11 protein-coding genes and 1 tRNA gene are annotated in these 13218 nt (G+C 67.5%); 4 read left to right on the forward strand and 8 right to left on the reverse strand.

Translation table 11 applies throughout. The features are described 5' to 3' along the window. Positions 1–53: 53 nt before the first annotated feature. A complete protein-coding gene (locus CVS48_RS04255; RefSeq protein ID WP_100853385.1) occupies positions 54–2015 on the reverse strand; it encodes a sigma-54-dependent Fis family transcriptional regulator in 1962 nt (653 codons plus the stop codon). Between the two features lie 229 nt (positions 2016–2244). Between CVS48_RS04255 and adh the strand changes: the two genes are divergently transcribed. Together adh and CVS48_RS04265 are read left to right on the forward strand one after the other, a co-directional pair. After that, the gene (adh, locus tag CVS48_RS04260; RefSeq protein ID WP_100853386.1) at positions 2245–3774 is read left to right on the forward strand and encodes an aldehyde dehydrogenase; all 1530 of its coding nucleotides are present in this window, start codon (positions 2245–2247) and stop codon (positions 3772–3774) included. A 92-nt stretch (positions 3775–3866) separates the two neighbouring features. Next, on the forward strand, positions 3867–4244 hold the full coding sequence (locus tag CVS48_RS04265; RefSeq protein ID WP_100853387.1) for a DUF779 domain-containing protein: 378 nt from the start codon (positions 3867–3869) through the stop codon (positions 4242–4244). A gap of 87 nt (positions 4245–4331) precedes the next feature. Here CVS48_RS04265 and CVS48_RS04270 read toward each other — a convergent pair whose 3' ends face one another. Together CVS48_RS04270 and CVS48_RS04275 are read right to left on the reverse strand one after the other, a co-directional pair. Further along, positions 4332–4952 (reverse strand): 2-hydroxychromene-2-carboxylate isomerase, encoded by a 621-nt coding sequence (locus CVS48_RS04270; RefSeq protein ID WP_100853388.1) that lies wholly within the window; start codon positions 4950–4952, stop codon positions 4332–4334. Further along, positions 4949–5203 (reverse strand): DUF2917 domain-containing protein, encoded by a 255-nt coding sequence (locus tag CVS48_RS04275; RefSeq protein WP_242001371.1) that lies wholly within the window; start codon positions 5201–5203, stop codon positions 4949–4951. The genes CVS48_RS04270 and CVS48_RS04275 overlap by 4 nt, the downstream gene beginning before the upstream one ends. A gap of 141 nt (positions 5204–5344) precedes the next feature. Here CVS48_RS04275 and CVS48_RS04280 point away from each other — a divergent pair, with 141 nt between their 5' ends. After that, positions 5345–6262 carry a LysR substrate-binding domain-containing protein gene (locus CVS48_RS04280; protein WP_100853389.1) on the forward strand — a complete coding sequence of 306 codons (918 nt, stop codon included), beginning with the start codon at positions 5345–5347 and terminating at the stop codon, positions 6260–6262. Positions 6263–6321: 59 nt separating this feature from the next. On the opposite strand, the gene selD is transcribed toward CVS48_RS04280, so the two are convergent. After that, on the reverse strand, positions 6322–7383 hold the full coding sequence (gene selD / locus CVS48_RS04285; protein ID WP_100853390.1) for a selenide, water dikinase SelD: 1062 nt from the start codon (positions 7381–7383) through the stop codon (positions 6322–6324). Between the two features lie 166 nt (positions 7384–7549). Between selD and CVS48_RS04290 the strand changes: the two genes are divergently transcribed. Then, entirely contained in the window at positions 7550–8653 is a 1104-nt protein-coding gene (locus tag CVS48_RS04290) for a transglutaminase-like domain-containing protein (protein WP_100853391.1), read from the forward strand. A gap of 35 nt (positions 8654–8688) precedes the next feature. Here CVS48_RS04290 and CVS48_RS04295 read toward each other — a convergent pair. The 4 genes from CVS48_RS04295 to fdhE all read right to left on the reverse strand — a co-directional run bounded on the left by CVS48_RS04295 (position 8689) and on the right by fdhE (position 13141). Further along, a tRNA-Sec gene (locus tag CVS48_RS04295) sits at positions 8689–8784 on the reverse strand. A gap of 37 nt (positions 8785–8821) precedes the next feature. After that, a complete protein-coding gene (selB, locus tag CVS48_RS04300) occupies positions 8822–10780 on the reverse strand; it encodes a selenocysteine-specific translation elongation factor (protein ID WP_100853392.1) in 1959 nt (652 codons plus the stop codon). Beyond that, positions 10777–12207: an L-seryl-tRNA(Sec) selenium transferase gene (selA, locus tag CVS48_RS04305; RefSeq protein ID WP_100853393.1), complete on the reverse strand. Its 1431-nt coding sequence runs from the start codon at positions 12205–12207 to the stop codon at positions 10777–10779. The genes selB and selA overlap by 4 nt, the downstream gene beginning before the upstream one ends. Before the next feature lies 1 nt (position 12208). Beyond that, positions 12209–13141 carry a formate dehydrogenase accessory protein FdhE gene (gene fdhE, locus CVS48_RS04310; RefSeq protein ID WP_100853394.1) on the reverse strand — a complete coding sequence of 311 codons (933 nt, stop codon included), beginning with the start codon at positions 13139–13141 and terminating at the stop codon, positions 12209–12211. Between the last annotated feature and the right edge of the window lie 77 nt (positions 13142–13218).

The raw sequence follows: 13218 nt of genomic DNA on the forward strand, positions 1-13218 counted from the left end.
TCACAACGGGTGGTGGCCGGGGCCGAGAGGTCAGCGGCCGAGAAATCAGAGGCTTAGCGCGATCGCGCCAAACCCAGCGCGCCCGCGCGCCGGTACACGGTGCTGCGGTGCACACCCAAGGCTCGCGCCGCGCGGCTGACATTGCCGCCGTGCGCGGCCAGCGCGTCGCGGATCGCCGTGTCCGTGATCGATTGCAGATCGTCCATGCCGCTGTCAGCAGCAGCCGCCGCGTCGGTGGCGTGGCGCGCGTCCATGGTTGGCAGCACATCGGTGGACAACGAACCGGCGGGCAGCACATCACGCGGCAACCCCTTGGCCGGCAACAACTCGGCCGGCAACATGTCGGCATCCACCACGCCCGACGGGCCCGCCAATACATGCATGTTGCGCAGCACCGCCGCCAACTGGCGGTAGTTGCCCGGCCAGGAATACGCTGCCAACAGCGCTTCGATGTGCGGCGGCAGCATCGGCCCGGGGCCTTGCGCCGCCCACAACCCCCGCAGCAATTCCAGGCGGTCGGCGCGGGCGCGCAGCGGTTCCAGCGTGACCGTGTATTCGGCGATGCGAAAGTACAGGTCAGGGCGCACCGGCGCATCCGTCCCGTCATGCGCCAGCGGGCGATGGGTGGCGCACACCAGCGCAAAATCCACCGGCACCGGCCGCGCCGCGCCCAGCGGCGACACTTCGCGCGTCTGCAACACCCGCAGCAAACGCGATTGCAGCAACAGCGGCATATCGCCGATTTCATCCAGGAACAGCACCCCGCCATGCGCCTGGCGCAGCAAGCCCTTGCTGCCCTGGCGGCGCGCACCGGTAAAGGCGCCGTCCTCGTAGCCAAACAGTTCGGATTCGATCAGGCTTTCGGGCAACGCCGCGCAATTGACGGCCACGAACGGCCCCGCCGCGCGCTTGCCGCGCGCATGCAATTCGCGGGCAAACACTTCCTTGCCCACGCCGGTTTCGCCTTGCAGCAAAATCGATACGCCCGCGTCCGACAGATGCACGGCACGCGCCAACGCGCCCAGTGTGGCCGCGTCGAAGCTGGGCGCCACGGGGCGCTTGGCCTCGGTGGGCGGCTCGCCGAGCGGTAACGCGGGCGCCGCAGGGCGCGGCGGACGCGAACGCGGCAGGCGCAAGCGGGCGTGGTAGCTCGTGCCCGCGCGCGCCTGCACGCGGCCGGCCGCGTCGGGGCAACGTTCCAGTTCGCCGTCGAACACATCGGCGTAGCGGTACACGCCCAAGGCGGTCGCGGCCAGGCCCAAGGCCTGCAAGGCGCGGCGGTTCGCGCCGATCAACACGTCCCCCTGAAACGCCAGCAAGCCTTCACCCGGCGCGCCCAGGCCGGACGCATCGGCATGCAGGCGCAGCACGGCGTAATGCTCGTAGGCTTCTTCGAACAGCCGGTGTTCGATCACATCCACGGCCGCGCGCACCAGGGCCAGCACATCTGGCCGGACCTCGCGCGCCTGGCTGGACAGGTCCAGCACTCCCAGCATGCGCCCTTCACTGTCAGTGATGGGCACGGCCGCGCAGGTCAGGATGCGATTGGGTTCGAAGTAGTGTTCCGCGCCATGCACGGCGATGGGCCGGCCTTCGACCAGCGCGGTGCCGATGGCGTTGGTGCCGGCCGCGGCCTCGTCCCAGGGCGCGCCGGGCATCAGCGCCACGCGGGACGCGCGGCTGGCGAATCCCGTATCGCCATCGCTGTCCAGCACCAGCCCTTGCGCGTCCGACAAGATCACCAGGTTGCCATTGCCGCCGGCCTGGCGGCGCAGGTAGGACATGGCGGGTTCGGACAGGCGGCGCAGGGCTTCGTTGCGCTGCTGGGCTTCGCGCAGTTCGCCTTGCGTCATGAGTTCAGCCCGGCGCACGCCACGCATGTCAAAGCCCAGGTCGGCACAACGCCTCCAGGATCGCAGGATGGGTTCAGCGACGATGCCGCCGGGCACCGCCCCCTGCTGGTTGAACAGCAGGCGCGCTTGCGTCAGCGCGTGCTGACGGGATTGACTGGCCATGCATGTCTCCTTGGACGGGTGTTCTGCGACACCTGTTCCGCGACAACGTCGCAAAAAACGTCATCTTGAAAGGGCAAAAATCGTGCACGCCCGTCGGGGCGCGTCGAAATCAACTTTCGCACGCTGGGGCCCGGACTGTCCAGCGGGGAAGCCCCAACGTTGGCACGCTCCTTGCTTGATAGGAAGCAGGCAGCTCACTGCCACTATCCCAACAATATCGGAGACAAGCATGGACATCGCGACCCGCATCACCCCGGACACGTACGGCACGCGCCTGGACCTCAAGACGCAGTACGACAATTTCATCGACGGCAAATGGCAGAAACCGGCCGATGGCGAATACTTCGACAACGTGACCCCGGTGACCGGCCAGGTGTTGACGCGCAACGCGCGCTCGAAGGACCGCGACATCGAGCTGGCGCTGGACGCCGCACACCGTGCCGCGCCGAAATGGGGTTCGACCCCGGCCGCCGAACGCGCGCGCATGCTGATGCAGATCGCCGACGTCATGGAAGCCAACCTGGAACGCCTGGCCACCGCCGAAACCTGGGACAACGGCAAGCCGATCCGCGAAGCCCGCGCCGCCGACATCCCGCTGGCCATCGACCACTTCCGCTACTTCGCCTCGTGCATCCGCAGCCAGGAAGGCGGGCTGTCGGAAATCGATAGCGACACGGTGGCCTACCACTTCAACGAGCCGCTGGGCGTGGTGGGACAGATCATTCCGTGGAACTTCCCCATCTTGATGGCCGCATGGAAGTTGGCGCCAGCTCTGGCCGCCGGCAACTGCGTGGTGCTCAAACCCGCCGAGCAAACGCCGCTGGGCATCCTGCTGCTGATGGAACTGATTGGCGACATCCTGCCCCCGGGCGTGCTGAACGTGGTGACGGGCTTTGGCCTTGAAGCCGGCAAGCCGCTGGCCTCCAGCAAGCGCATCGCCAAGATCGCCTTCACCGGGGAAACCACCACCGGCCGGCTGATCATGCAGTACGCCTCGCAGAACATCATTCCCGTCACGCTGGAACTGGGCGGCAAGTCGCCCAACATTTTCTTTGCCGACGTGGCGGCGCAAGACGACGACTTCCTGGACAAGGCCGTGGAAGGCTTCGTAATGTTTGCCCTGAACCAGGGCGAAGTGTGCACCTGCCCCAGCCGCGCGCTGATCCAGGAATCGCTCTACGACAAGTTCATGGAACGCGCCTTGAAGCGCGTGACCGAGATCAAGCAGGGCAACCCCCTGGATGGCGACACGATGCTGGGCGCACAGGCGTCCACCGAACAGTTGGAGAAGATTCTGTCGTACCTGGACATCGGCAAGCAGGAAGGCGCCGACGTGCTGGCGGGCGGATCTCGGGCGCAGATGCAGGGCGCGCTGGAAGGCGGCTACTACGTGCAGCCCACGGTCTTCAAGGGCCACAACAAGATGCGCGTCTTCCAGGAAGAAATCTTCGGCCCGGTCGTCGCGGTGACGACGTTCAAGGACGCCGACGACGCGCTGGCGCTGGCCAACGACACACTCTATGGCCTGGGCGCGGGCGTGTGGTCGCGCGACGCCAACACCTGCTACCGGATGGGGCGCGCCATCAAGGCCGGCCGCGTGTGGACCAACTGCTATCACGCCTACCCCGCGCATGCGGCGTTTGGCGGATACAAGCAGTCGGGCATCGGGCGGGAAAATCACAAGATGATGCTCAACCACTACCAGCAGACGAAGAACCTGCTGGTGAGCTATTCGCCGAAGAAGCTGGGTTTCTTCTAAGCATCACGCCGCGACACGCGCACCGGGCCATCGGGTCCGGTGCGCGTATTTGCCGCCAGTCATGCCACTAGGCAAGCGACAAGGAAAACACCATGGATGAACCCACCCCGCGCGTGGTTGCCACCGATGCGGCGCGCGAGTTGATCGACACGCTACGCGCCAAACACGGCCCGCTGATGTTCCACCAATCGGGCGGGTGCTGCGATGGCAGCTCCCCCATGTGCTATGCGCAAGGCGAATTCATGGTGGGCGGGTCGGACGTGTTGCTGGGCCAGCTTGATGGCTGCCCGTTCTATATGGGCGAGGACCAGTTCGCGTACTGGGAACACACCCAGCTCATCATCGATGCCGTGCCCGGACGCGGCGGCGCGTTTTCGCTGGACAGCGCGGAAGGCAAGCGCTTTTTACTGCGCTCGCGGCTGTATTCGGACGACGAATGGGCGCGCGTGGCGCCCGTGACGAAGGGATAGCGCGCGGGTAAAGGCTGCGAGACGGGGCTGCGAGTCGGGGCTGTAAATCGGGACTGTAAATCGGAACTGTAAATCGGGGCTGACGAATCAGGCCTGCCCGCGACGCGCCCAGTCCAGCGCGTCTTCCAGCCGGTCATTGCCCCAGAACATTTCATCGCCCACAAAAAAAGTGGGCGCGCCGAACAGGCCCAGATCGCGCGCCCGGTCAACCTGGCGGCGCAACGCTTCCTTGGCGGCTTCGGACTTGGCGCGTGCGATCAGCGCATCGGCGTCCAGCGACAGGCCGTTCAGCAAAGCGTGCACCACGTCTTCGGACTGGATGTCCTCGTCATGCTGGAAGTTGGCGCGAAACACCGTCACGCAGAAATCCCGGCACCAGGGCTCGTCCTGGCCCAGCAGCGCGATGCGGGCCGGCAGCACGCTCATGCGCGGAAACAGGCGCGGGCGCTTGTAGACCACGCCGTACTTGTCGGCCAGGCGCGCGATGTCGCGCATCATGTACGCGCCCTTGCCCGGAAACAGCCGGAACGGCGAATCGTTCCAGCCCTGCGCCTGGAAAATCGGCCCCAGCAGGAAGGGACGCAGGTCCACCCGCACGCCGGCGTCTTCCGCCAGGGAGTCTATGCGTTCGATCGCCAGATAACTGTACGGGCTGGCAAAATCGAACCACATCTGCATGCGGGGACCATCGGGCAAAGGCGCGGTCATTCTGGGGACTCCGACAAGGAAAGTAGCGCGACCTGCGCATTCGGCAGGCCGCTGAGCACGACATCGCGATCGCTGTCGACGGTAAGGGAGTCGCCGGCTTGCAGCACGCTGTCATCCAAGCGGCGGTACTCGGAAATCCACACCGTGCCGGCACGGCACACGATGCGGACGCCCGAGGCGCGCTTGAGCAGCATAGTCGAGCCGCCATCCAAACGGAATGACATTCCCGTGGTGCAGCGTAACTGGATCATGGCAACCCCCTGGCCGCGTCGGCGGCGATCACGTCGGACATCAGGGATATTTCCCTCCGCCTGTCGCATGGTTCCCATTGGACGCTGGCGGCGTACTATTGCTCAAGCGACTTTTCCGTCCAACACGCATGAGTTTCACGAATGCCATATCCGCTAGCCAAGCTTCCTCCGCTGGACCTGGTCCGAGGCTTTGTCGCCGTGGGCCGGCGCATGAGCATCACCTTGGCCGCGCAGGATCTGCACGTGACGCAATCCGCCGTCAGCCGCCAGATTCGCGCGCTGGAAGAACACCTGGGCGTGCCCCTGCTGGTGCGCGGATTCCGCAGCGTGTCGTTCACGTCCGAAGGCGCGCAACTGTTTCGCATGGCCGACGTGTGGCTCAGCCAATTGGGTGACCTGACCGAACAACTGCGCGCGCCCGAGCGGCGCACGCCGGTCACCGTCACCACCACCATCGGCGTGGCCTCGCTGTGGCTGCTGCCGCGCCTGGGGGATTTTCAGGCGGCGCATCCGCATATCGACGTGCGCGTGGCGGCCGACAACCGCCTGATCGACATCGACCGTGAAAGCGTGGACATCGCCATTCGCTACAGCGAGCGCGACAAGGTGCCGGACGCCGCCGCGTGGCTGTTCGGCGAAACGGTGGTGCCGGTGGCCCATCCCTTGCTCAATGTGCGCGAGCTGGATGCGCGCGCGCTGCAACGCCATGTCTTGCTGGAATTCGATGACCCGACCCGGCCGTGGCTGCAATGGTCGGAATGGCTGAGCGCGCGTGGCCTGGGCCGCACGCGCGCGCGCGGCATGCTGCGCTTTAACCAATACGACCAGATTGTGCTGGCGGCGCTGGCCGGCCATGGCATTGCGCTGGGCAGGCTGGCATTGATTGCGCCCATGCTGGCCGACGGCCGGCTACAGGCGGTGGGCGACCAGCCCGCCCGCGCCACCGAACTTGCCTATTGGCTGGTGCGCAATACACGCCGCAGCACGCCGGATGCGGATGTGGTGGCCCAATGGTTGATCGAGCAGGCCGCGAGTACCGCGCAAGATCTGCGGGCTTGAGGTAACGCGGGGCAACGCGGGCCTGCGCGATGCGGCCCGCGCTCGGTCAGCCGACCTGCTCAGCCGACCTGCACCCGCGCGTCGCCTTCGACCATCTCACCGACCACCGTGGCGTCGCCGAACCCCTGGCTGTGAAACAGCGCCAGCACCGCATCGGCCGCTTCCGGCGCGCACGACACGAGCAGCCCGCCGGAGGTTTGCGGATCGGTCAGCAAGGCGCGTTGCGTGTCGCTCACGTTGGCGCCCAGCCGCACGGATTCACCATAAGACGCCCAGTTGCGGCCGGATGCGCCGGTAATCACGCCGTCCGCCGCAAAGGCTTCCACTCCAGGCAACCACGGCAGCGCGTCCAGGCGCAGCCGCGCCGTCAGATTCGCGCCGCGCGCCATTTCCAGCGCGTGGCCCGCCAGGCCAAAGCCGGTGACATCCGTGACCGCATGCACGCCGTCCATTGCCGCCAAGGCGGCGCCGGGCCGGTTCAGCCGAGTGGTCGTATCGATCATGACGCGGTAGCCGGCGTCGTCCAGGCGGTTCTTTTTCAGCGCGGCCGACAAGATGCCCACGCCCAGCGCCTTACCCAGAATCAGCACATCGCCCGCGCGCGCGTCGGCGTTACGCTTGACGCGGCTGGGGTGCACCAGCCCCATCACGGCCAAGCCGTAGATCGGCTCGACCGAATCAATGCTGTGCCCGCCCGCCACCGGAATGCCCGCTTCCGCGCAGACCGATTCGCCACCGCGCAAGATCTCGGCAATGACGCTGTGCGGCAGCACGTTGATCGGCATGCCCACGATGGCCAGCGCCATGATCGGCGTGCCGCCCATGGCATACACGTCCGACAGCGCGTTGGTGGCCGCGATGCGGCCGAAGTCATGCGGGTCGTCCACGATGGGCATGAAGAAATCAGTGGTGGCGATAAGCGCCTGCTCGTCATTGAGCCGGTAGACCGCCGCGTCGTCGGCGGTCTCGGTGCCGACCATCAGGTTGGGATAGCTTGCGGCGGGACCGAAACGCTTGAGCAATTCGGACAGCACGCCCGGCGCGATCTTGCAGCCACAGCCGCCGCCGTGCGACAGCGAAGTCAAACGCGGCACTGCCGCGGACGCTACTTCCTGGGTCATTTCAGTCTCCGGGGATCAATCAAAAAAGGATAGCACCGCGCCCGCCGTTGGCCCTATGATGTTTCGGCGGCAGGCATTGCCGCAGTATGCTCGACTTCAGCAGCAACGGACGGCCGCCCGGCCCCGGGCGCACCGACAGCCAATCTTCACCGTGCGTGAGGGCTCTATGGATCGCCGACACTTTCTCCGTTTATCTGGCGCATTGTGCGCCGCCACCACCACCGCCTTGCCACAGGTGCTGCGCGCGCAGCAAGCGCCCGTCACCGTGGGTTGGCGTGGCTTTGAACTCACTACCGACATCAGCGTTGCGGATTCCGGCGCACACACGCGCATCTGGATTCCGGTGCCCTACGCCACCGACACGGACTACCAGCGCGGGGTGACGACCACCTGGAACGTCAGCGGCGGCGGCACCGCGCAGTTGACGCAAGCCCCCGGCTACGACGTGCAGATGCTGGCCGTGCAATGGCCGGACACCCAGGCGCCGCGCGGCGTGACGGTGACCAGCCGCTTCCAGACCCGCAACCGCCGCGTGGACCTGACGCAGCCCCCGCCCGCCAACGCCGTGCTTGAAGACCCGGCGGTACTGCGCGAATTCGTGAAGCCCACGGCGCTGCTGCCCACCGACGGCATCGTCAAGGCCACCGCCGACCAGATCACACGCGGCCACCAGGGCGACGTGGCGCGCGCCCGCGCCATCTACGAATGGGTCGTTGAAAATACCTGCCGCACCGCATCAACGCCCGGCTGCGGCGTGGGCGACGTGCATTACATGCTTAGCGCCAACGACTTGAACGGCAAGTGCGCCGACATCAACGCGCTGTTTGTGGCGTTGGCGCGCGCCTCGGGCATTCCCGCGCGCGATGCCTACGGCGTGCGCGTGGCCAATTCCGAGTTGGGCTACAAGAGCTTGGGCAAGGCAGGCGACGTCACCAAAGCGCAGCACTGCCGCGCCGAGTTCTATGCCGCCGGCTATGGCTGGGTGCCGGTCGACCCGGCTGATGTGCGCAAGGTGATGCTGGAAGAGCCGCCCGGAGAACTACCCTTGACCAATGCCAAGGTGCGCGCGGCGCGTGTCATGCTGTTTGGCGCCTGGGAAATGAACTGGGTGGCGTACAACCACGGCCACGACGTCGCGCTGCCGGGCTCGGCCCACGACCCCGTGCCGTTCCTGATGTATCCCAACGGCGAGACCAGCGCGGGCCGCCTCGACAGCCTGGACGCGGACGGTTTCCGGTATCGGATCAGCGCGAAACCCGTGTCCGTCTGAGACGGCAAGACACGCCGCCTGGGTCAGAAAGGAGGTGGCGGAAGGCAGCAGGAGTCGAACCTACCTGGGAACGTCTGACGCCCCCAACTGGGTTTGAAGCCCAGCCGTGCCGCCGGGCACGGATGCCTTCCGTGGCGGACTGCCTATGATACCGGCTGCCGGCGAGTTTTACGTCGACTCTTGCCTGGAGTCTTGCATCGGGTTTTGCATCCCCGCATACGCGCTTTCACCGCGCAGGAGGTGCGTGTCCCGCACGCGCCGGGTATAGCCGACGCGGTCGAAGAATTCCAGGATCTGGATGGCGCGCTTGCGCCCCAGCCCCGTGCGGTCGCGGAACACTGCGGCGTTCAGGCCCGGGGGCTGGGCGGCCAGTTCGGCGGCCAGGCGCGCCAGTACGCGCACCTGGTCGCGGTGATAGAACAGGTCCTTCACCACTTGCGCGACCTCTCCGCGCCGCAGCAGCTTGCGCATCAGTTGCCGCACACGCTCTTCAGGTTCGCCTTGCATGCGCGCCAGGTCCCGCACCCAGGGCGGATCGAATGCGCCGGCATCCAGCAGCGGCAACAAGCGCTGCGCCAGCGCGCTTTCCTCGCCGGCCAGCGTGGCCGTGTGCGAAGGCAGATGCAGCCAGGGGCCGTTGCGCGCCACCCGACCATCGCGTTGCAGGTGGTCCAGCACCGCCGTCCACAAGGCATCCGATCCCACCGGCATGGCCATACGGCGCAGGCGCGCGCTATCCGGGCCGGGTTCGTCCGGCGCACTCTGATGAAAGCTCGCCAGCGCCTGCTCCACGCGGCCGCGCAGCGCATCCCAATGGGCTGACCCGATCAGCGTGCGCGGGCCTTGCGCGTGGCGCGACTCGATCCACAAGGCGCCGTGCGGGGCTTCGATGTCTTGCACAGGCTTGCCGGTCAGGCGTTGCAAGGCCCCTTCGTCCAAGCCCAAGGGTGCATGCGCCAACACCGGGGGCAGCCCGCCGCCGTCCAGCATGTCGCACAGCGCCTGCAAGCCCTGCATGCGCGCCGCCGCGCGGCGCTTGCGGTCCGGTGCGTTGGGGTCCAGCACGCGGCCGCCACCCACCGTGCGGGTGGCCTGCGCGTTGCGCACAATGAAGCGGTCGCCGGGCATGGCGCACACCGGCTCGTCGAACACCAGTTGCACCCAGCCCGATTGCCCCGGCGCCAGCGTCTCCGCGCTCAGCGGCACCACGTGCGCCACCTGGCGCGCGGCGCCGATGTGCACGTGCAAGGGCGCCCAGGCACGCAAGGGCGCGTCGGCCGACGGCAGCAGGGTCAGCGCAACATCGACATGGCGCGACGGCAGGAAGCAACGCGCATCCGCGATCCAATCACCGCGTGAAATAGCCTGCTTGTCGATACCCGCCAGGTTCAAGGCGCAGCGCTGGCCGGCCGTGCCGGTGTCGCTGGGCTGGTTTTGCGCGTGGATGCTGCGGACCCGCACGCGCGTGCCGGCCGGCATCACGCGCAGGTCGGCGCTGTCGTCGCCCGCGCGCGCCTGACCCGAATGGGCCGTGCCCGTCACCACCGTGCCGTGGCCCGCCAGCGTGAAGACGCGGTCGACCGCCAGCCGGAACAGGCCATCGCTGCCCCGCCGCTGCAAATGTTCTGCCTGCGCGTGCAGGTAATGCTTGAGATCCGCCGTGCCGGCATCGTCGGCTTGCGCCGCGCAGACGGCGTATACGGGTGTGCCATCCAGGAACGTGCCGGCCGTGAGCGCGGCGATCTCGGCGCGCACGGCCGCCAGCCGCGCGGCGTCGGCGCGGTCGGCCTTCGTCAGCGCCACCGCGCCCTGGGCCACGCCCAACAGCGTCAGGATGGCCAGGTGCTCGCGCGTTTGCGGCATGACGCCGTCGTCCGCCGCCACCACCAGCAGGCCGAAGTCGATGCCGCTGGCGCCGGCCGCCATCGTGTGCACCAGCTTTTCATGGCCGGGCACATCGATAAAGCCCAGCACGTCGCCGTTGGCAAGTGGCGTATAGGCGTAGCCGAGTTCGATGGAGATGCCGCGCGCCTTCTCTTCCTTGAGCCGGTCTGTGTCGACCCCGGTCAGGGCGCGCACCAGCGTGGTCTTGCCGTGGTCGATATGGCCCGCCGTGCCGATGATCATGCCAGCGGCTCCGCCAGTTGCTCGACGAAGGCGGCTTCATCGCGCGCTTCCAGGCAGCGCAGGTCCAGCCACAAGGCGTCGTCGGCAATCCGGCCGATGACGGGCGTGGGCAAGCCGCGCAGTTGCGCTTCCAGCTTGTCCAGATGCCGGCCCGGCCGGCCGCTGCCGGTATAACGCGCCGCCAGGCCGAAGCTGGGCAATTGGTCCACGGGCAAGGCGCCGCTGCCGATCTGGCTGAACATGGGCACCGCCTCGACCGCGTAGTTCGCGCCCACCGCATGCGCCAGCACGGCGCGCAGCCGTTCGGCCTGCGGCTGGATGTCGCGCTGCGGCCGGGTCAGCAAGCGCAAGGTGGTCAGGCGCTGCGCCAGGAATTCCGGCGCGCGGTACAGGTTCAGCACGGGTTCCAGCGCCGCCAGCGTCAGCTTGCCGACACGCAATGCGCGCTTGAGCGGGTTCTTCTTGATCTTGCGGATCAGGTCGGCGCGGCCCACCAGCAAACCCGCTTGCGGCCCGCCCAGCAGCTTGTCGCCGCTGAAGGTGACCAGGTCCGCGCCCGCCGCGATGGTGTCGCGCACCGTGTCTTCGCGCGGCAGGCCGAACTGCGTCAGGTCCACCAGCGTGCCGCTGCCCAGGTCGACCGTGGCGGGCAGGCCCTTGGCATGCGCCAGCGCCGCCACCTCGGCCAAGCCGACGCTTTTGGTGAAGCCGGTGACGGCGTAGTTGCTGCAATGCACCTTCATCAGCATCGCGGTGCGCGGGCCGATGGCGCCGTCGTAGTCGGCGGCGTGGGTGCGGTTGGTGGTGCCGACTTCAACCAGCTTGGCGCCCGCGCGCTTCATGATGTCCGGAATGCGGAACGCGCCGCCGATCTCGACGAGTTCACCGCGCGACACCACGACCTCGCGCCGGTCGGCCAGTGCGTTCAGCATCAGCAGCACGGCGGCGGCATTGTTGTTGACGACGGTGGCGGCTTCGGCGCCGGTCAGTTCGCATAGCAGCTCATCGACGAGATCGTCGCGGTCGCCGCGCCCGCCCGTGTCCAGGTCGAATTCCAGATTGGCCGGCGTGGTCAGCGCGCGCATCACCGAGGCCACCGCTTCGTCGGGCAGCAGGGCGCGGCCCAGGTTGGTGTGCAGCACGGTGCCGGTCAGGTTGTAGACGGCGCGCAGGCGGGGCTGGGCGGCCTTGTTTAACGCCGCCGTGACGCGGGCCGCCACGGCGGCGGCTTCCAGTTCCGGGCGCATCAGGCCGCCCGCCAGCGCGCGTTGGCGCAAGGCGTCCAGGTCGCGCCGCAACGCCGCCACCACTTGCGTGCGGCCGTGCGTATCCAGGGCGGCGCGCAGGGCATCGGCGTTCAGCAGACGATCCAGCGGAGGAATATCCGAGGCCGCGGCCACGTCACCGCCTGACGGTTGCTGGGCCATGCTATTCCTCGTTGCCATGCCACAACAGGGGGTTGCCGCTGGCACGCGAATAGCCGGCCTCGCCCACCAGCACATCCAGCATCAAGCTGGCCAGGTCATCGGCCACCGGCTCAACGTACAGGTCTTTGTCTTGATAGAAGATCTTGCGGTAGGTGTGGCAGTGGTCGCAGGTCTCGGCCTTGATGGCCGGCGAGCGGCCGTCGATAGCCTGATAGGCGACGGATTCCACGTCTTCACAGTGCGTGCACTTGACGCGCACCATGTGCCACTGCGTGGCGCACAGGCTGCAACACAGGTAGCGGTAGCCTTCGAATTGGCCGCCCACGCGCACCACGCTGGCCACCGGCAGGCTGGCGCAGACGGGGCACACGCCAAAGGGGCTGACCACCGGCAATTGCTTGGCGTCGAAGCGGCTGGCCAGATCAGTCCAGTAGACCTGCAAAGCCGCCATCACGAAGGGCGCGGCGGCGCCGTCCACGCCCTGGTCCTGCTCGGACAACACGGCTTCGGCCAGGTCTTCCAAGGATTCGGGGTCTTCATCCACGGCACGGCGCAGCGCCGTACAGACTTCAATGGCTTCGGCCGGCACGCCCTGGCCGCGCGCCACGTCGTCGACCAGCCGCGCCAGAATGCCGCGCCACAGCGGGTCGCGCGGCCAGCCTACGGCCTGCAACGGCGGCATGGCATGGGCCTGCGCCAGCGCCAGCCGGTCTTCGGACGCACCGGGCGCGGCGCAGTCCTGCAAGGCACGGTGTTGAGCGTCAACCAGTTGTGCCATCAACAGCAGGTAATCCGCCACCGGGCTGTCTGAGGCCAGTTGCCGCAGGCGCGCGGCGCGCGTCGAAAAAACCGACCCGCGTTCAGGCAGGCTGACGCGGGGGATGACATTGTGGTCTAGCGCTTCGATCTCACCGCGCGGAAGAATTCGCTGCAATTGCGTCTCCAAGAAAACAAACACGGCTGCCAGCCTTCGTGCAAAGAAGGATAGCAGCCGTTGGCTACCCGGGGGCA

This window comes from Achromobacter spanius (assembly GCF_002812705.1).
GTDB classification, from domain to species: Bacteria; Pseudomonadota; Gammaproteobacteria; order Burkholderiales; family Burkholderiaceae_B; genus Achromobacter; species Achromobacter spanius.